The following is a 19,278-nucleotide window of genomic DNA, read 5'->3' on the forward strand; positions in this document are numbered from 1 at the left end:
AAAGTGGTGATGCATTCACCGCCTGAACCTACCAGGTCATTTTTGTCATAAACGCAGTCAGTAACTCGCATTGGGGTAAGTAGCGAAGGGTGCCCGCCCGCCGACGCACCGGTCGACACGCCAGACGGACACACTTTTGCCAATAAACCCGATTTTGGTTTCTGAAAGTTTTAGTAGAACCGTTTTAAGAGAACCACTGAGTCGGAGGTCCCGCCATCAGCAACAGTGTGAAGACCACGGCGAGAACAATCAGGATGACGAATGCCGAGATAAACGGGCGGCGAATAATCATCGCGAGTGCCCACTCGAAAATGCCCTGTGGCTCCTCGGATTCGTCGGTAAAGCGCCAGGGCCGATCCAAGAGGCCTGCCTTCAGGGTGTTTCGTTCAAACGGATAGGTTGCGAATGGAATGATAGAAGAGGCGAGGCCGATGACACCGCGGCCAAAGCTCCACTGCTGGTTGATCCACACCATGATGGTGGTGACTACGTAGCACAGGAACGTAAAACCGTGGATGCCGCCGAAGATGGTGGTGGCGATGTCAGTGACTTTGAACAGGTACTTCAGTGCCAGCCCCAAGAGCAGCAGAGCCCACGTGACCATTTCAGCTGCAGCGAGAACGCCGTAGAGCTTCTTCGGTGAATTCATGGTGTTAAACCTATCAGAACCAACGGTTGGTACCCCGTGTAGCTACGATACAAACAGCTGTTCGAAATGTGGTATTAGTGGAGAGGTGAACTATCGAGCTGGATCTCTGCGGGTGATGGGTATCGACCCTGGCCTTACTCGTTGTGGTCTCTCCATTGCGGAAGGTGCTCAGGGCAGGAAAGTCATTCCCATTGCGGTGGGGGTCGCCCGCACACCAACCACGGCATCGTTGGAGGATCGTCTTCTACGGCTTTCCAATGCCGTGGAGCAGTGGATGGATGAGTACGAGCCGGACGTGGTTGCGATGGAACGGGTATTCGAGCGCGGCAATGTGTCCACCGTAATGCAGACTGCGCACGCGGTTGGTGTCCTTGTCCTCGCTGCGGCGAGACGCGGTTTGGAAGTGCATATGTACACGCCGTCGGAGGTAAAGAAGGCGCTTACCGGCAACGGTCGGGCTGATAAGAAGCAGATGACCATGATGGTGACGAGAATCCTCGGGTTGGAAACTCCGCCAAAACCTGCGGACGCAGCGGATGCGTTGGCCATCGCTATCTGCCACTGTTGGCGTGGTCCGGTTCTGCAACGCCAGCGCGACACCTTGGCTGCGCTTGCTAAGCAACACGAGGAGCGGGAGTTGGAGCTTTCTCGCCGTGAGAATCCCTCGCGGTAGGGGAGCCTGCTAGAGCACACTTGTGAGTTCGGCGTTTATCTCGGTGTCTTTCGGGAAGCCGTAGTGAAAGGAATTGTGAGAAGTGATTGCATCTCTACGCGGTGAGGTTATCGATCTCGGTGCGGACTATTGCGTTATCGAGTGCGGTGGTGTCGGGCATTTGGTCACCATTACGGGCAGGTTAGCTTCTCAGTTGGTGAGGCATGAGCAGACTTTCATGTTGACCACAATGGCGGTTCGTGAAGATGCGATTACGCTTTTTGGTTTTGCCAACTCGCAGGAACGTGAGATGTTTGCGCTCTTGCGCACTGTCTCAACAGTGGGGCCAAAAGTAGCGATGTCTGTTCTATCGGTACTGTCGCCGGCCGAGATTGCCAATGCGGTTGCCTCAAAGAATGCCAAGGCCCTCCAGGCGGCTAACGGCGTCGGCAAGCGATTGGCGGAGCGCCTGTTGGTTGAGTTGAAGGATAAGGTCGAGGTTTTCGCGGATAGGGCGGTATCCCAGCCGGAGGAAGCTGCAAGCGGAGCAGCGCCTGGCATTGTTTTGAAGGCAGATCTGGATCAGGTCGTTGGTGCTTTGGTCGGGCTTGGGTTCCCGGAAGCTGATGCGAATGAGGCAGCGGAGACTGTTGTTCGGATTGATCCGACCTTGGATACATCAATGGCGCTGAAGGCGGCGCTAAAGACATTGGGCGAAAAGTAAATCCAGGTCGAGGACCTGCAGCTACATTGATGATGAAAAATGGCAGTGCACTAGGATGAGGGGACTATGAGCGATATCGAGCGCACGGAGTTTAACGTGTCGGGCAATCCCTTCAGGGACTCTTTAGATGGAGCAGCCAACGACCATTTTGGCGGTGGGGGAAATGGTGCACAACGTGATGTCGATGCCCGCGCTCAGGTCGAGGAAGTCGATGCGGAATCGAACCTGCGACCAAAGTCGTTAGGGGAGTTTATCGGCCAACCCAAGGTCCGCGAGCAGCTGGATTTGGTGCTCTCCGGGGCACGGGGACGAAATGTGACTCCGGACCACATTCTGCTGTCGGGACCTCCCGGCCTGGGTAAGACCACCATGGCCATGATTATTGCGCAGGAGATGGGGTCGTCCCTGCGAATGACGTCCGGTCCGGCGCTTATTCGCGCTGGCGATTTGGCAGCAATGCTATCGAACCTGCTCGAGGGCGATGTACTCTTCATTGACGAGATCCACCGCATTGCCAGGCCCGTGGAGGAAATGCTCTACATGGCAATGGAAGATTTCCGTATTGATGTCATCGTGGGCAAGGGGCCTGGAGCTACGTCAATTCCACTCGAGATTCCACCTTTTACGCTGGTAGGCGCAACGACGCGCTCGGGTATGCTGACTGGCCCACTGCGTGACCGTTTCGGTTTTACTGCGCAGATGGAGTTCTACGAGGTCGAGGATCTGACAAAGGTGGTTACCCGTGCCGCTGGGATCCTCGGGGTGGATATCAGCCCAGAGGCTGCAGTGGAGATTGCCTCGCGTTCGCGAGGTACCCCGCGAATTGCCAACCGCCTACTGCGTCGCGTTCGCGATTTCGCAGATGTTCACTCCGGTGGCGTTATTGATCTTGGTGCGGCCAAGGCGGCGTTGATTGTCTTCGATGTCGATGAGCTTGGGCTGGACCGCTTGGACCGCGCAGTGCTGACTGCCCTGGTCAAGGGGCACGGTGGCGGCCCGGTGGGCGTGAATTCCCTGGCGCTGGCAGTCGGTGAGGAGCCCTCGACTGTGGAAGAAGTGTGCGAGCCCTACTTGGTCCGTGCCGGGATGATTGCGCGTACATCGCGCGGACGTGTTGCAACTGCCCGAGCATGGCGGCACTTGGGGTTGCAGCCTCCGGAGGGAACTATCGGAGAATAGCTTTCTCATCGACCTGGCCGGGGCAGTGTGGAATTGCTAGCTGGCAATTCGTTAAACTCGGCAGACATGGATCAAACTATTCTCCTCCTACTTATTTTCTTGTTCCTGGCGCTGCCAATTTGGCAGATCATCAAGCAGAACAAGCAGGTGCGCACCATTCGGGACATGCAGGATAAGTTGGCCCCGGGCGCAGAGGTCATCACCGGTTCCGGTATGCATGGTGTGGTCGTTGATACGACCGAAACAACCGTCGACCTGATTATCGCTGACGGCATCGTGACCCGGTGGGAAAAGGGCGCCATTGCCCGCAACCTCACCACCGGTACCGGAGCTAGCTACGCTCACCGTGATCGACGTGGCCGTGTTTCCGATGCGCCAGATGACCACGTCGGCGATGTCCAAGAAATCACCGGCCACGGTCCGGATGACAATGCCGCTTCGGACATCAATGAGCAGGTCGAGAACCCGAATACTCCGAGTAACTCGGATAACACGGGTACAGACGGTTCCACTTCCACCGAAAAGCAGTAGCAGTTTTTTGCACGCCCACGCCCTGCTGGTTTGCATGCATCCAAGCTGTAGCGTGCGCCGTGGGGTTAGCGGGCGCGTCCCAGGTTTCGCCGTCGGCAAGCGTGGGCAAGATTTTCACTAAATAGGTACAAGTCAAAACCGGCGCACTACGCTAAATCGGTTATTCTCTAGCGGTTGGTGTTTATAGCTTTGCTTAGCGACGCCCGCAATGCCTCTTCCTGGTATCGCGCGATTTCGCGGTGCGGTTATAGACCTGCGTTTCTACCCGAAGCGCTTAAGTACCTAAACGTCACGATTCAGGAGACTTTGCTTTGAACAGCAAATCCAGATCCGGTGCGAATACATTCAAGAGGAACTGGCCGCAGTGGCTGTTGGCACTGTTTGTTGGCTTCCTCATCCTTACGTACGCACTCGTCTTTTTCACCGGCGGCGGATCAGCCAAGCCAAAGTTGGGCATCGACTTGCAGGGTGGTACCCGAGTAACCTTGGTGCCGCAGGGCGAAAAGCCGACGCGCGATCAGCTGGACCAGGCTCGCAAGATTCTGGAGAACCGCGTAAACGGCATGGGCGTCAGCGGCGCTCAAGTTGTCACCGACGGTGACACGCTGGTCATTACCGTGCCGGGTGAAGACTCACAGGAGGCGCGTACGCTCGGCCAGACTTCGCAGCTCTTCTTCCGTCCGGTAGAACAGCCCACCCAGGGCCCTGATGAAGCTGCCTTTGGCGAGGTAGTTAAGAAGACTGCTGAAGATTGGGTGTCAGTCGGTGTCCTGTCGAAGGAGGACGCCGCCAAGCGTGTTGATGACCTCTACAAGGACATGAACGAAACGCAGAAGCGTGCAATTGATGCCTTCAAGGAACAGAACCCAGATCAGCCGGTTCCCGAGGAGCTGTCCAAGTCGCTGGGCGAGGCCCCGAAGTTGGACGCAACAGCTCCGGCAAAGCCGGCGAACTCAATTGAAGCGGCCGAGCTGCGTACGAAGGTTCGTGACGTGCTGTTGGCGACTCGCCAGTCCGAAGACCCAACGACACAGTTTGCAGCCGCTGCGCTGATGACCTGCGATAACCGCGATGCAGTTGATCCGCTACAGGGTGCCGATGACCCGGCCAAGCCGCTGGTGACCTGTGCGCCCGAAGGCGGTAAAGCCATCTTCCTGGGCAAGGCTCCGCTGTTGATTGGGCAGGAGGACGAGGCCAAGGGCCAGCGTCTGTCCGGCGACGCTATTGATACCAATGCGCCGATTAACGGTGGTTACGATCAGCAGTCTGGTCAGATTCAGGTCTCCTTTAGCTTCAAGTCCGGGAAGAATGACACCGGCGCTCGCACATGGACCAAGTTGACCAATGACTACCTGCAGCGGCAGGTCGCTATCGTGTTGGACTCGAAGGTCATTTCCGCCCCGGTGATTCAGGAGGCAACCCCAGTTGGTTCTGCCACCCGCATCACGGGCGACTTCTCAATCGACGAGGCACAGGGGCTGGCCAATAACCTGCGTTATGGTGCACTGCCGCTGTCGTTCGCAGGTGAGGACGGCGAGCCGGGCGGCACCACCACGACTATCCCGGCCATGCTTGGTTCGGCTTCCTTGGAAGCCGGTCTGCTTGCCGGCATTATCGGTATCGCCCTGATTGTCGTCTACGCGATTGCTCTCTACCGCGGCCTGGGCGTGATTTCGCTGGTTTCGCTGGCAGCAGCTGGAGCGATGGTCTACGGCGTCCTTGTCCTTCTTGGTCGTTGGATTGGCTACTCGCTCGATCTCGCTGGCATCGCCGGTATCATCATCTCCATCGGTGTAACGGCTGACTCCTTCATCGTCTTCTTCGAACGCATTAAGGACGAAATCCGCGCGGGTAGAACTTTCCGCTCCGCGGTTCCGCACGCTTGGCGACGAGCACGGCGCACCATCCTTTCGGGTAACTTTGTGTCCATCATTGCGGCTGTGGTTCTTTACATCCTGGCCGTTGGCGATGTCCGCGGTTTCGCATTCACACTTGGTCTCTCCACAGCATTCGACATTGTGACGGCTTTCCTCGTGACTGCGCCGTTGGTCATCCTGGCTACTCGTAAGTGGCCAGCTTTGTCCAAGCCGTCGATGAACGGCTTCGGCTCGGTCATGGAGATTGCACAGAGGAATAAGACTGTAGCTGCCGGTAAGAAGGCCGGAGCCTCCGATGCCTCCGCCAGTACGGCTGCCGACACCGGTGCAGCTCACTCCAGCGCGAATGAGGGGAAGTAGGAATCCATGAATACTACTCAGACGAATCCGGCGCTAATCACTGAGCCAGAAAGCGTGAAAGACGACTCCTTCTTCCGCCGCCTCTACACCGGCGAGGGTGGAATCAACATCGTCGGCAAGCGGAAGCGCTGGTACCAGATTGCCGTCGCCATCATCGTTGTTGCTTTCGCAGCGATGCTGATTCGCGGGTTCAGCTTCGGTATCGACTTCGAGGGCGGTACCAAGATGACTATGCCGCCGGCCTCAGTGACAACTGAGCAGGCCGAGGAGGTTTTCACCGAGGCGACCGGCGTGAAGCCGGAGCTGGTGCAAATTATCGGTTCTGGTGAGGGCCGAATCCTGGAGATCACCTCTGAGAAGCTGACTCAGGACGAGATTAATAGTGCTCGTATCGCGTTGAATGATGCATTCAAGCCCGTCGATGTACAGGGGCAGCAGACCCCGGATGCCATTGGTGACTCGACCGTGTCGGAGTCGTGGGGCTCTTCGATTACCAACCGAATGCTGCTGGCTGCAGTGGTGTTCCTGGGTCTGGTGTTCATCTACATCACCATTCACTTCGAGCGCGACATGGCCATTGCCGCAATTCTCGCCCTGGTTGTGGATGCAATCGTGATTATGGGCATCTACGCGCTCATTGGTCTTGACGTCACCCCGGCAACCATTATCGGCTTGCTGACAGTGCTGTCGTTCTCCCTGTACGACACCGTCGTGGTTTTCGACAAGGTCGACGAGAACACGGCAGGCTATCGTTCATCGACCCGTAGAAGTTACGCCGAGTTGGTGAACCTGGCGGTCAACCAAACCATCATGCGTTCTATCAACACCACGGTGTCGACGCTCCTGCCAATCCTGGCACTGATGGTCATCGCCGTGGGCATGCTAGGGGTCGGAACGCTGAAGGACCTTGCACTCGTTCAGCTCATCGGCATTATTCAAGGTACGTTCTCTTCGATCTTCCTGGCTTCGTCGCTGTTGGTGTCTCTTAAGTCGCGGCAGCGTGAATACCGCAAGCATGAAGAGGCGGTACTGTCTGCCCGCGCAAAGGCATCTGAGGGAGCCGGTTCGGGCACCGATTCCGCCACCACTGATGTTGCGGAGGACTCGGGCTCGAAGGAGCCGTCGGCAAGCGAGATGGAGCCGTCGACGCCGAAACGAACGGTGACGACTCCGAAGCTTGAGGGCGATGAAGACAAGCCGCTGTCCTGGCGTCCGGGGCAGTAGGAGGTAGCGCCTCCCAGTGGTTCGGGTGAAACTACTTTAAAAGCGCATTGTGCGGGTATCGTTGACAGGTACCCGCACTTTTTCTTTTCGCCGAAAAGGAGCTTAAACCTGTGTCGTATGCACACGCGCGTGAGGCATTAGCCGATCAGATTCGGTTCGTGCCCGATTTTCCAGTTGAGGGCGTACTCTTCGAGGACCTGACGCCGGCGCTTGCCGACGCCACGACGTTCGCCCTGATTGTGGACGAGATTTCCGCCAAGGTGGAAGAGTTCGGGGCTGATGTTATAGGCAGCCTAGATGCGCGTGGATTCCTGCTGGGTTCTGCGGTGGCGTACAAGCTTGGACTGGGAGTGCTCGCTATTCGTAAGAAGGGTAAGCTACCACCGCCTGTGCTGACCGAGACCTATGAACTGGAATATGGTACGGCCGCGCTTGAGATTCCGGCTAGTGGGTTTGAGCTGAAGGGCAAGAAGGCCGTACTTGTCGACGATGTGTTGGCAACTGGTGGCACCCTGTGTGCAGCTCGCGCCCTGCTGGAGACCGCTGGTGTCGAGGTAACCGGGCTGTGCACCGTGCTGGAGGTTGAAGGCCTGGGAGCTCGGGAGAAGCTTGCTGATCTGCCTTTGTACGTGGTTAATAAGGGGTGAATGAGTCATGGCTGAAGGGCCCGCACGCCGTTATGGTGCCCGCCTAGCGCGAAGCCTTACCGGCAACAGAACGAAAATCCGCCCGGTGCTAGATCCCCTTGTCGCGGTGCATCGACAGGTGCATCCGCGCGCAGATTTGGCTGTGCTTCAGCGTGCCTACGATACCGCCGAGCGCCTTCACGACGGCGTGTACCGGAAATCCGGCGAGCCATACATCACTCACCCGCTTGCAGTCGCCACTATTGCCGCCGAGATCGGCATGGATACCACCACGCTGGTGGCAGCGCTGCTACATGACACGGTCGAAGATACCGATTACACGCTGGAGGACCTGGAGCGGGACTTCGGCCCAGAAGTCGCACGACTGGTCGACGGTGTGACCAAATTGGATAAGGTCGCGTTGGGCTCCGCCGCCGAGGCAGAGACCGTGCGAAAGATGATTATCGCCATGAGCCAGGACCCGCGCGTGCTGGTTATCAAGGTGGCTGACCGGCTGCATAACATGCGCACAATGCGCTTCCTGCCGCCGGAAAAGCAGGCTAAGAAGGCCCGTGAGACCCTCGAGGTGATTGCACCGCTGGCGCATCGTTTGGGAATGGCCAGCGTGAAGTGGGAGTTGGAAGATCTCTCCTTCGCCATTTTGTACCCGAAGAAGTACGACGAGATTGTGCGTTTGGTCGCAGATCGAGCGCCGCAGCGGGACCGGTACATCCAGGAAGTCTCCGAGATGATTCAGAAGGATCTGAAGGAGTCTCACATTGCTGCTGAGGTACAGGGCAGGCCGAAGCACTACTGGTCGATTTATCAGAAGATGATTGTCCGCGGCCATGAGTTCGACGAGATTTTTGACCTGGTCGGACTTCGAGTTCTGGTGGACACGACCAAGGATTGCTATGCCGCGATGGGTGCCGTCCACTCGCTGTTCAAACCTATGCCGGGGCGATTCAAGGACTATATTTCCGCGCCGCGTTTCGGGGTTTACCAGTCGTTGCACACAACGGTCATCGGTCCAGGTGGCTCCCCGCTAGAAGTGCAGATTCGCACCCATGAGATGCACTACAACGCTGAGTACGGCATTGCCGCACACTGGCGCTACAAGGAAACCAAGGGCTCTCACAAGGGAGATTCCGCCGAAGTCGATCAGATGGCGTGGATGCGTCAGCTGCTGGATTGGCAGCGGGAGGCCGCAGATCCTAACGAGTTCCTGGACTCCCTGCGCTATGACCTCTCAGTCACTGAAATTTTTGCGTTCACACCTAAGGGCGATGTCATCACATTGCCTGCGGACTCCACGCCGGTCGACTTTGCCTACGCGGTCCATACTGAAGTAGGTCACCGATGTATTGGTGCCAAAGTCAACGGCAAGCTAGTGGCGTTGGAATCACCGCTAAAAACTGGCGACCGCGTCGAGATTTTCACGTCCAAGGATGCCGATTCCGGTCCGTCTAAGGACTGGGAGAAGTTTGTTAAAACTCCACGTGCGCGGGCAAAGATCCGTCAGTGGTTTGCCAAAGAGCGCCGCGAGGAGGCACTCGATGCCGGCCGTGACGCACTGGCTGCAGAGGTACAGCGCGGCGGTCTGCCGATGCACCGCCTGTTCACTCCGGCGTCCATCAAGCAGATTGCCTCCGAGCTGCACTATGCGGATGTCGATGCGCTCTATACCGCTATCGGTAAGGGGCAGGTCTCAGCGCAGCATGTGACTCACCGGCTGATGGCGCAGTTCTCGAGCGCGGACGATGCCGAAGAGCAGTTGGTCTCCCGCACGCCAATTTCAAAGATGAACGTGCACAACACTCCGCGCCGCGCTGACAGCACGGGTGTGTTGGTAGAAGGCAGCGCGGATATGGCCGCTAAGCTTGCCAAATGCTGTACGCCTGTGCCGGGCGATGCCATCTTTGGCTTCGTCACCCGCGGCGGTGGGGTCAGTGTGCACCGTACGGACTGCACTAATGCGGAGAAGCTGCACCAGGAGCCGGAGCGCATTATCGAGGTCTCCTGGGCAACAGATTCCTCCGGTGCGGTCTTCATGGTTACGGTGCAAATCGAAGCACTTGACCGTCATGGACTGCTCTCGGAGATTACTCGCGTCTTCTCCGATCAGAAGGTCTCAATCCTGTCGACGTCCTCCCATACCTCCGATGACCGCGTTGCCGTAATGCGTTTTAGCTTCGAGGTTTCGGACACTAAGCAGATGGGCTATATCTTCAACATTCTGCGCGGTGTCGAGGGAGTCTTCGATGTCTACCGCATTACTTCTGGTCAGTAGGCGGTTTAGCAGCCCATCGATATGTGAAAAAGGATGAGGCCGCGTAGGTATTAAAACAGGGCCAAGGTGAAACACCTTGGCCCTGTTTTTGATTAATTTCTGAATCAGTCAGTTGAGTCAGCTACTTGACTTCCGCCTTCTCAATACGGACTTCCTTAGCTGGCTTACCGTCAGAGGTACCGCCGCCCTCGATACCGTTCTTCGCAATGTCCGCAACCGTCTTGGTGCCCTCGTCAGTCATGGAGCCAAGCACGGTGTACTGCGGAGGCAGCTGAGAATCTGCCCAGTTGAGGAAGAACTGGCTGCCGTTGGCATCTGGGTCGCTCGGGTTTGCCATGGCGATAGAGCCCTTCGGGTACACCAACGGGGTATTCTGATCCAGACCAGAATCCTTGACCGGCCATTCGCCAGCGAACTTGAAGCCCGGGCCGCCGGTACCGGTACCAGTCGGGTCGCCACACTGCAGAACGTTCAGGCCACCACCGGTAATACGGTGGCACACAGTGTCATTGAAGTAGTCGGACTTGGCCATGTGCTCAATTGCATTGACGCCGCAAGGTGAAATAGCGCGGTCCAGCTCCATCGGAATGTCGCCCTGGTTAGTCTTCAGGGTGATGGTTACAGTGCCAGTGGCGGGAACGTTGTCGGTAGCTGGCTTATCTATGTCCTTCGATGCCTCGCCATCATCCGGGTAGTCACAGGTCACGGTTTCCGGAAGTGGGGAAGAGCGCTTCATTGGAACCTTTTCACCGCTGACAGGAGTAGCTGTCAGAGCTGCAGGTTCGACTGGAGTCGTGGATTCATCAGCGGCCTCATTGTCGTCAGCGCCGCCAGCCGTGGTCAGCAAGTAGATGCCGCCACCGATAAAGAGCAGGATAGCCAAGGTAGTTACGACAACGCCCAGTGGCTTCAGCTTCTCGGCACGTGCACGGCGCTTAAGTTCGCGCTCGAGCGTCCGCATCGCATCTTTGCGCCTTTGCTCATTATTGGCCACTAGTCTTTCTCCGTATCTGTTAGTCATCTATTGCTGGTGACGGAACACCAGCGGACGATTTTGCCCATTGATAGTGACCGCATTTGAAGTAACAGCTCAGTCGGTCACCGTCGCGTACACAATCGACCATTATGCCCGGGATTGCTTCCCATTTGCGAGATGACAGGCCAACGAGCAAGGGGAAAGGTGCTCTCTTCCCGTTGTTGGAAGGCGCAAATAGCCTGCCGGGGGCTGTACACAATCGTTACAATGGAGCGCCATGGAGATATTTGGTTTTGCAGCCGGCCCTTTTCAGACCAACTGCTACGTGGCAACAGGCGCTCCGGAAATGGACGGCCTGTCCACCCCATGCGTCATTGTTGACCCGGGCATGGGGGCGTTCGAGGTAGTACGCGGCGAGGTTGAGAAGCGAGATTGGAAGCCGGAAGCAATTCTGCTGACCCATGGTCATATCGACCATGTCCGCGATGTCGCGGAGGCCGCCGACTTCTGGGATATTCCCGTCTTCATTCACGAAAGCGACAATGTGTTGCTGGCCAATCCGAAGCTCGGCGGTTCTTCTTTCGGACACCTCTTTGACATCGATTCCATGCAGGCTTATACGAAAGCCGATTTCTTCGAGGATGGCGACGAAGTAAAGTGGGCAGGGTTGAATTTCGAAGTCATTCACGCACCGGGTCACTCTCCGGGCTGTGTAATGCTGCGTGCTTCCGATGGGGAAGATGAGATTATCTTCAGCGGGGACGTCCTCTTTAAGGGGGCTATCGGTCGCGTAGATTTGCCGGGCAGTAGTCCGGAGCACATGCAGCAGTCGTTGAAGGATAAGGTCCTCCCGCTGGCGGATGACCTCATGATTCTTCCGGGGCATGGCTCCGCATCGTCGATAGGCGAGGAGCGCGCGACCAACCCGTTCCTGCAAAACCTCACCTAGCCTGGCTGACACCTCGTGAGAGTTGGCAGGTAGAGTTAGCGGGGTGAACTCTAGCCAGAAGCCAAAGAAGTTGAAGCCATTCTCCGCGCCCAAGGGCGTGCCGGATTACGTCCCGCCGGTCTCCCGCGAATTCGAGGCGGTGCGAAACTCATTCCAGCACCGCGCACGACTTGCGGGCTATGAGCACATTGAGCTGCCAATTTTCGAGGACACCGGGCTTTTTGCACGTGGCGTAGGTGAATCGACGGACGTCGTCACCAAGGAGATGTACACGTTCGCCGACCGCGGCGACCGCTCCGTCACCCTGCGCCCGGAGGGTACCGCGGGCGTGATGCGCGCGGTCATTGAGCACAATTTGGATCGCGGTCAGTTGCCGGTCAAGCTTTCCTACGCGGGGCCATTCTTCCGCTATGAACGCCCGCAGGCAGGCCGTTACCGTCAGTTGCAGCAGGTGGGCGTAGAGGCAATCGGCGTCGATGATCCTGCGCTGGACGCTGAAGTCATCGCGCTTGCCGACGCATGTTTCCGCGGTATCGGGCTCGAAGGCTTCCACCTTGAACTGACAAGCCTTGGCGACAACACCTGCCGCCCTGAATACCGCGCTAAGCTGCAGGAGTTCTTGTTTGACCTGCCTCTGGATGAGGAAACGCGCCACCGTGCAAACATCAACCCGCTGCGCGTCCTCGACGATAAGCGACCGGAAATGCAGGAAATGCTTGCCGACGCGCCGCTGATGCTGGACCACCTTTCTGACAGCGCTCGCGGTCACTTTGAAGCTGTGACTGGACTGTTGGATGACATGAAGGTGCCCTATGTCATCAATCCTCGAATGGTGCGCGGACTGGACTACTACACCAAGACGTGCTTCGAGTTTGTTCACGACGGCCTTGGTGCTCAGTCGGGTATCGGCGGCGGTGGTCGCTACGACGGGCTGATGGCGCAGCTAGGCGGCCAAGAGCTGTCTGGAATTGGCTTTGGTTTGGGTGTGGATCGCGCGCTGCTCGCACTGGAAGCAGAGGGCAAGCATGCCAGCGATGGTCGACGCGTCGATGTGTATGGTGTTGCGCTCGGTGAAGAAGCCGCTCACGCTATGGCGGTGCAGATCAATAAGCTGCGCCAAGCGGGTATCCGCGCAGATATGTCCTACGGCGGCCGCGGTCTGAAGGGCGCGATGAAGGGTGCCGATCGCGCTGGAGCCCGATTTGCGTTGGTCCTCGGCGAGTCTGAATTGGCCGCGGGCGAGGTTCAGCTGAAGAACCTTGAGTCCCACGAGCAGCACGCAGTCGCCCTAGATGCACTGGTTCAGGAGTTGCAGTCGCGCATCTAGGAAACGCGCATTTGTTGAGTGCGGAGTCTAGCTGTAGACGCCGCGCTCGAGAGTGTCGCACTGAGACATCTTTCCTGACTTGTAGCCGGTGAGGAATGCCTTCGTACGCTGCTCGGCCGAGCCGTGGGTCCAGGAGTCCGGTTGAACACCACCGCCGGAATGCTGCTGGATGGTGTCATCGCCAATGGCCTTCGTAGTTTTGAGGGCATCGGCAACTTGCTCGTCGGAAAGCGGTTCGAGGATTGCGTCCGGCCCCTTGTCCGCGTAATGAGCCCAGATACCCGCGTAGCAGTCGGCCTGCAGCTCGATCTTTACAGCGTCGGAATCGGGGCCCGGTTCGTTGTAGTTACTGCGGCCGAGTGTGCCCTCCAACCTTTGGATATGGTGGGCGAATTCGTGGGCCACGACGTATTCCTGTGCGAGCGGTCCGTTGCCTCCGCCCATGCGCTCCAGGGTGCTAAAGAACTCCGTGTCGAAGTAGGCCGTTTGATCGGCGGGGCAGTAGAACGGGCCGGTGGACGAGGACGCTGCGCCGCAGCCCGACTGAGTGGAGCCTTCAAAGAGGACTAAGCCTGGGTTCGTGTACTCGATGCCGGCCTGTGCGGGGAGTTGTTCTTCCCAGACTCGGTCGACCGAAATACCGGTGAATTCCATCCGGCAATCGATGCGGCTGTTGGCATCTTCGCCGGTCTTGCAGGGATCCTCGCCAGGGGACTGCTGTGCAGTCTGCGAGGACTGGTTGTTCTGGGCACCTGTCAGCTGTCCCAATTGTCCCGGGTCGCCGCCGAGAAGTAAGTACAGGCCGATGAGGACAAGGCCGCCGATACCGCCACCGCCTACGGCGATAGCGCGGCCACCACCCGAGCGTCGCTCGGCACGAGCCGAGCTCTTTTGGAAGTCATTCCGGAAGGTCATAGGAGTAAGACTATTGCATAAGGTGCGGAAAACGGGCCATTGAATAGCGCTGCGTCATAGTATCCGCATGTAAATCAACGTCAGGATCTACGGAGAACTTTGTCTAAGTGAGTACATGAAGCCCGAGGTAGGCCCAAGGCGATGACCGGTAATAAGCAAAATAGCCGGGGTCTTCTTCTCACCTTTCTGGCTTCAAGGTAGACTACACGGACGAAACCGCTATCCACAGCGTTAATCCCTATAGCACCAATTTTGGAAGGACCAATTCGCAGTGCTTCGTACGCATCTTGCCGGAGACCTCCGCGCTGACCTCGCCGGCAGCACAGTAACCCTGACCGGTTGGGTAGGACGCCGCCGTGACCATGGTGGCGTGATCTTCATCGACATGCGTGACCGCTCCGGTTACGCCCAGGTTGTGTTCCGCAACAGCGAAGTTGCTGAGCGTGCACACCACCTGCGCAGCGAATACTGCATTCAGGTCACCGGTGTCGTTGAGAAGCGCCCGGAGGGCTCCGAAAACCCGAACCTGGCATCGGGTGAAATTGAGGTCAATGTTACGGAGCTGACCATCCTCAACGAGTCGGCGGCATTGCCGTTCCAGCTCGAGGATGTTGGAACTTCTGGCACTGTCGGCGAGGAAGCCCGCCTGAAGTACCGCTACCTAGACCTACGCCGTGAAGGCCCGGCCAAGATTATGCGTCTCCGTGCGGCTGTCAACCGCGCAGCCCGTAAGGTGCTGGACAGCCACGACTTCACCGAAATCGAGACCCCGACGTTGACTCGCTCTACGCCGGAAGGTGCTCGTGACTTCGTGGTGCCGGCTCGTTTGAAGCCGGGCACTTTCTACGCACTGCCGCAGTCCCCTCAGTTGTTCAAGCAGCTGCTTATGGTCGCTGGCATGGAGCGCTACTACCAGATCGCCCGCTGCTACCGAGATGAGGACTTCCGCGCTGACCGCCAGCCGGAGTTCACTCAGCTCGACGTTGAGATGAGCTTCGCCGAGCAGGACGATGTCATTGCGCTGGCAGAAGAGATTCTGGTTGCTATCTTCGCCGAGGCCGGTGTCACTGTTCAGACCCCGATTCCACGCATGACCTTCAAGGAGGCCATGGAGAAGTACGGTTCTGACAAGCCGGACCTGCGCTTCGACATTCCGCTGGTGGAGTGCACCGAGTTCTTCAAGGACACCACTTTCCGTGTCTTCCAGAACGATTACGTCGGTGCAGTTGTTATGGACGGTGGCGCATCGCAGCCTCGTCGTCAGCTCGACGCTTGGCAGGATTGGGCCCGCCAGCGCGGCGCAAAGGGCTTGGCCTACATCCTTGTTGGGGAGGACGGCACTCTGGGCGGCCCGGTTGCCAAGAACATTACTGACGCAGAGCGTGAAGGCATCGCGGCGCACGTAGGCGCGAAGCCGGGTGACTGCATCTTCTTCGCTGCAGGTGACGCTAAGAGCTCCCGTGCACTGCTGGGTGCTGCTCGTGGAGAGATTGCCAAGAAGCTCGGCCTTATCAAGGAAGGCGACTGGGCATTCACCTGGGTCGTCGACGCACCGTTGTTCGAGCCGGCTGCCGACGCTACCGCTTCCGGTGACGTTGCCCTGGGCCACTCGCAGTGGACTGCTGTGCACCACGCCTTCACCTCGCCGAAGCCAGAGCACATGGATACCTTCGACAAGGATCCTGGCAACGCACTGGCTTACGCCTACGACATCGTCTGCAACGGTAACGAAATTGGTGGCGGCTCCATTCGTATTCACCGCCCAGATGTCCAGAAGCGCGTCTTCGATGTTATGGGCATCGGCGAGGAAGAGGCACAGGAGCAGTTCGGCTTCCTGCTGGATGCCTTCCAGTACGGCGCTCCGCCGCACGGTGGTATCGCATTCGGTTGGGACCGTATCGTTTCCCTGCTGGCCGGCGTTGACTCCATTCGCGAAGTTATCGCCTTCCCGAAGTCCGGTGGCGGCGTTGATCCGTTGACTGACGCCCCGACTCCGATTACCGCTCAGCAGCGCAAGGAGACCGGTATCGACTTCAAGCCGAAGCCAAAGCAGAAGGCAGACGGCGTTAAGGCAGCAGCCGACGCAGGCGACAGCAAGTAAACAAAGAAATCACATTGCGAGGAATGTGATCTGCCACTCCAGCGTGAACAGCGCGAGTGGCGCCAATTCCTCCTAACCAAGGCGGTACTGGCCACAACGCAACATCCGTATCGCCTGACTGAAACTGGCTCATTGAAAGGGCATTCAATGGAGTACTCGGACGACGCTGCAGCAGAAGTTGACAGCGTAGTTAAAGATGCAGAGACACTGCTTTCCGCACGATTCGGCGGCACTCCAGTGTTGTCGGATCCAGAAGTACTTACAGGTCAGTCAAACGCTCTTGTTGTCCGCGTACGGGTCGCCACAAATCCCTTTATGCAGGAACGCACGGTCGTCGTAAAGCAAATTCCTACGACGACTGAAGGCGTCGATCCCGCCGTTTTACGGGAAGTCGTGGCGTACCAGTTCATCAATACACTGCCTGACGACGTCCGCCCGGGGCCTCAGCTTCTTGCTTACGATGTTTCAAAGCAGCTATTGGTTCTCAGCGACGTCGGTGTCGTGGACACTCTTGCGGACGTACTCTTTCGTGGCGATGAAGAGCGACGATTGCGCGCATTCCGCAGCCTCGGCGCTTCGCTGGGTCGGATGCATATTCACACGCATACTCGTGAAGAGGGATTTGAGACCCTGCGTCGTCGTATGTGGGTGAAGAACAAGGTCGATCGCGAGGCTCTCGAGGCGCGTGACCACGGCATTGTGTCGGGGATTCGCTTTGGTATGCGAGCTGTCGAGGGGTCCGGCATTCCTGTTCCCGACGCTGTGCGCTCTTTCGGTGAGGATGCTGCTCGTCGAATTGAGAAGGGCACGCATAGGGCGTTTACTCCGTTTGACCTCGCCCCGGACAACATTCTGCTGGCGGATAAGGTCCAGTTCCTCGACTATGAGTGGGCTGGTTACCGCGATGTCATCTTCGACGTGGCCAGCGTCGTCGCAGGCTTCCCGCTGCACGTTTTCGTGGAGCGTCCATCGGAGGCAGAGGTCGACGTGTTTGTCCGTGCCTGGATGGAAGAGATTCGTGACCATTGGTATCGCGGCACGAGCGACCGCCGTTTGATGGCGTTCATCGCTGCGGCGTTGCTCGGTTGGTTTTTCATCTCCGCAACGGTTTCCTTCTTCGGTTCTCCAAAACAAGCGCTGTGGGTGGGGCATGAAGGACGCACGGACCTGAAGCCGGAAGTTGGCGGCTCAGCACTGGAGCGGCGCGACATGGCTAACACGGCTCGCGCGATTGCACAGTTCGCCCATAAGTGTGAGGACGATCGTGCCGACGAGCTGGAACAGTTCGCGCATGCAGTCATCGATTTCTTAGAGCAAGAGGAAGGCTAGGGCACACGTGGCGGATCCGAATAAGCTGCCGTCAGGCGGTGCAAACGGCTCCGCCGATGACGCTCCAGGGCTTTTCGACGAGCCTTCGGTCGCCGGACCTACAGCGGCCAAGAGCCAAGGTCGGAGTGCGGGGCCAGCAAGCACTGGCCTGAACTCCGATGCGAGCGCCTATTTTCACCCAGGTGCACACGCGCCGTTGGCGGTTCGGATGCGACCGCGAAACCTCGATGAAGTCGTTGGTCAAGACCACCTGTTAGCCCCCGGAGCACCGTTGCGCCGTCTGGTCGAAGGTGGCGGCGACACCTCCGTTATTTTGTTTGGCCCTCCCGGAACTGGCAAGACCACTCTCGCCAGTTTGATTTCCGCGGCGACTGGACGACACTTTGAAGCGCTTTCCGCGCTTAATGCCGGGGTAAAGGAAGTGCGTGCGGTTATCGACACTGCTCGTCGCACGCTCGTTAACCAGGGCATTCAAACGGTGCTCTTCATCGACGAGGTGCACCGTTTTTCCAAGACCCAGCAGGATGCCCTGTTGGGTGCCGTGGAAAACCGGATTGTCCTTCTCGTCGCGGCAACGACGGAAAACCCATCCTTCTCAGTGGTGTCCCCGCTGCTCAGTCGGTCACTGCTGTTGCAGTTGCAGTCACTGGACGACGAAGCCGTCGGCACGCTCATTGATCGAGCACTTACCGATGAGCGCGGCCTGAATGGTCGCGTCAGTATGACAGACGATGCACGTAAACAGCTCATTGCGCTGGCAGCTGGTGATGCTCGTCGTTCCCTCACGTACCTCGAGGCAGCCGCAGAAGCCGTCGCCGATGGTGAGCAGATTACCGCTGAGTCGCTTGCCAATTCGATCAACAGAGCCGTGGTTCGCTATGACCGCGACGGCGACCAGCATTACGACGTCACCAGCGCGTTTATTAAGTCCGTTCGCGGATCTGATGTCGATGCTGCCCTGCATTACCTGGCGCGGATGATTGAGGGTGGGGAAGCCCCTCGGTTTATTGCCCGCCGAATCGTTATTCTGGCCAGCGAAGACATCGGTATGGCCGACCCGACAGCTCTGCAAACCGCCGTCGCCGCGGCGCAGGCAGTTGCCTTGATAGGGATGCCGGAAGCCCGGCTGACGCTGGCGCAGGCCACGATTCACTTGGCAACAGCACCGAAGTCGAATTCGGTCATAAGCGCAATCGACGGGGCATTGAAGGATGTTCGTTCCGGGAAGACCGGACCGGTGCCACCACATTTGCGGGACGGACATTACAGCGGGGCTAAGGACCTTGGTCACGCGGTGGACTATATCTACCCGCACAATGACCCCATGGGTGTCGTCGCCCAACAGTATCCACCAGATCAGTTGGTGGGCACTGATTATTTCGTCCCATCCAATCACGGTCGTGAAAACGGCATGGCTGAATACCTCGGACGCATTCGCCGAATTATCCGGGGGAGCCGCCGGAAATCGAAGTAGGCGAGATCGGTCGGAATCTACGGGGTGCCGGTGGGGTGGTTTTAAAGTTGCTCGAACCGAGCGGGTAGACTGCTAGTTTTGTATTAAACATCTCG

Annotated in this window: 16 protein-coding genes; 13 read left to right on the top strand and 3 right to left on the bottom strand. The window is 58.0% G+C overall.

From position 1 onward, the window contains the following. Window positions 1-184: 184 nt before the first annotated feature. A complete protein-coding gene (locus HMPREF2681_RS10335) occupies window positions 185-649 on the bottom strand; it encodes a DUF3817 domain-containing protein (protein WP_049190796.1) in 465 nt (154 codons plus the stop codon). Window positions 650-764: 115 nt separating this feature from the next. Between HMPREF2681_RS10335 and ruvC the strand changes: the two genes are divergently transcribed. The 8 genes from ruvC to HMPREF2681_RS10375 all read left to right on the top strand — a co-directional run bounded on the left by ruvC (window position 765) and on the right by HMPREF2681_RS10375 (window position 10,112). Continuing rightward, on the top strand, window positions 765-1,322 hold the full coding sequence (gene ruvC / locus HMPREF2681_RS10340; protein WP_048731311.1) for a crossover junction endodeoxyribonuclease RuvC: 558 nt from the start codon (window positions 765-767) through the stop codon (window positions 1,320-1,322). Between the two features lie 82 nt (window positions 1,323-1,404). Beyond that, a complete protein-coding gene (gene ruvA / locus HMPREF2681_RS10345) occupies window positions 1,405-2,025 on the top strand; it encodes a Holliday junction branch migration protein RuvA (protein ID WP_048731308.1) in 621 nt (206 codons plus the stop codon). Window positions 2,026-2,091: 66 nt separating this feature from the next. After that, complete coding sequence (gene ruvB / locus HMPREF2681_RS10350; protein ID WP_049190793.1) at window positions 2,092-3,204, top strand: Holliday junction branch migration DNA helicase RuvB; 1,113 nt, start codon at window positions 2,092-2,094, stop codon at window positions 3,202-3,204. 66 nt (window positions 3,205-3,270) lie between these two features. Next, complete coding sequence (gene yajC / locus HMPREF2681_RS10355; protein WP_049190818.1) at window positions 3,271-3,735, top strand: preprotein translocase subunit YajC; 465 nt, start codon at window positions 3,271-3,273, stop codon at window positions 3,733-3,735. 311 nt (window positions 3,736-4,046) lie between these two features. After that, entirely contained in the window at window positions 4,047-5,972 is a 1,926-nt protein-coding gene (secD, locus tag HMPREF2681_RS10360) for a protein translocase subunit SecD (RefSeq protein WP_049190792.1), read from the top strand. A gap of 6 nt (window positions 5,973-5,978) precedes the next feature. Continuing rightward, window positions 5,979-7,196 (top strand): protein translocase subunit SecF, encoded by a 1,218-nt coding sequence (gene secF / locus HMPREF2681_RS10365; protein ID WP_049190789.1) that lies wholly within the window; start codon window positions 5,979-5,981, stop codon window positions 7,194-7,196. Between the two features lie 110 nt (window positions 7,197-7,306). Next, window positions 7,307-7,843: an adenine phosphoribosyltransferase gene (locus HMPREF2681_RS10370; RefSeq protein ID WP_016422687.1), complete on the top strand. Its 537-nt coding sequence runs from the start codon at window positions 7,307-7,309 to the stop codon at window positions 7,841-7,843. 7 nt (window positions 7,844-7,850) lie between these two features. After that, entirely contained in the window at window positions 7,851-10,112 is a 2,262-nt protein-coding gene (locus HMPREF2681_RS10375) for a RelA/SpoT family protein (RefSeq protein ID WP_016422688.1), read from the top strand. Between the two features lie 121 nt (window positions 10,113-10,233). Here HMPREF2681_RS10375 and HMPREF2681_RS10380 read toward each other — a convergent pair whose 3' ends face one another. After that, window positions 10,234-11,073 (bottom strand): peptidylprolyl isomerase, encoded by an 840-nt coding sequence (locus HMPREF2681_RS10380; RefSeq protein ID WP_049190815.1) that lies wholly within the window; start codon window positions 11,071-11,073, stop codon window positions 10,234-10,236. Between the two features lie 292 nt (window positions 11,074-11,365). Between HMPREF2681_RS10380 and HMPREF2681_RS10385 the strand changes: the two genes are divergently transcribed. Next, on the top strand, window positions 11,366-12,037 hold the full coding sequence (locus HMPREF2681_RS10385; protein WP_070547071.1) for an MBL fold metallo-hydrolase: 672 nt from the start codon (window positions 11,366-11,368) through the stop codon (window positions 12,035-12,037). A gap of 43 nt (window positions 12,038-12,080) precedes the next feature. After that, window positions 12,081-13,364 carry a histidine--tRNA ligase gene (gene hisS / locus HMPREF2681_RS10390; protein WP_070547073.1) on the top strand — a complete coding sequence of 428 codons (1,284 nt, stop codon included), beginning with the start codon at window positions 12,081-12,083 and terminating at the stop codon, window positions 13,362-13,364. Window positions 13,365-13,391: 27 nt separating this feature from the next. Here the strand turns inward: hisS and HMPREF2681_RS10395 are convergent, their stop codons facing one another. Then, complete coding sequence (locus HMPREF2681_RS10395) at window positions 13,392-14,279, bottom strand: KPN_02809 family neutral zinc metallopeptidase (protein WP_016422692.1); 888 nt, start codon at window positions 14,277-14,279, stop codon at window positions 13,392-13,394. Window positions 14,280-14,550: 271 nt separating this feature from the next. Between HMPREF2681_RS10395 and aspS the strand changes: the two genes are divergently transcribed. The 3 genes from aspS to HMPREF2681_RS10410 all read left to right on the top strand — a co-directional run bounded on the left by aspS (window position 14,551) and on the right by HMPREF2681_RS10410 (window position 19,183). Then, complete coding sequence (aspS, locus tag HMPREF2681_RS10400; protein WP_016422693.1) at window positions 14,551-16,380, top strand: aspartate--tRNA ligase; 1,830 nt, start codon at window positions 14,551-14,553, stop codon at window positions 16,378-16,380. A 147-nt stretch (window positions 16,381-16,527) separates the two neighbouring features. Next, entirely contained in the window at window positions 16,528-17,709 is a 1,182-nt protein-coding gene (locus HMPREF2681_RS10405; protein WP_016422694.1) for a phosphotransferase family protein, read from the top strand. A 148-nt stretch (window positions 17,710-17,857) separates the two neighbouring features. Further along, entirely contained in the window at window positions 17,858-19,183 is a 1,326-nt protein-coding gene (locus HMPREF2681_RS10410) for a replication-associated recombination protein A (protein ID WP_246822733.1), read from the top strand. Window positions 19,184-19,278: the final 95 nt, after the last annotated feature.

This window comes from Corynebacterium sp. HMSC064H12 (assembly GCF_001809925.1).
Lineage (GTDB): Bacteria > Actinomycetota > Actinomycetes > Mycobacteriales > Mycobacteriaceae > Corynebacterium > Corynebacterium jeikeium_D.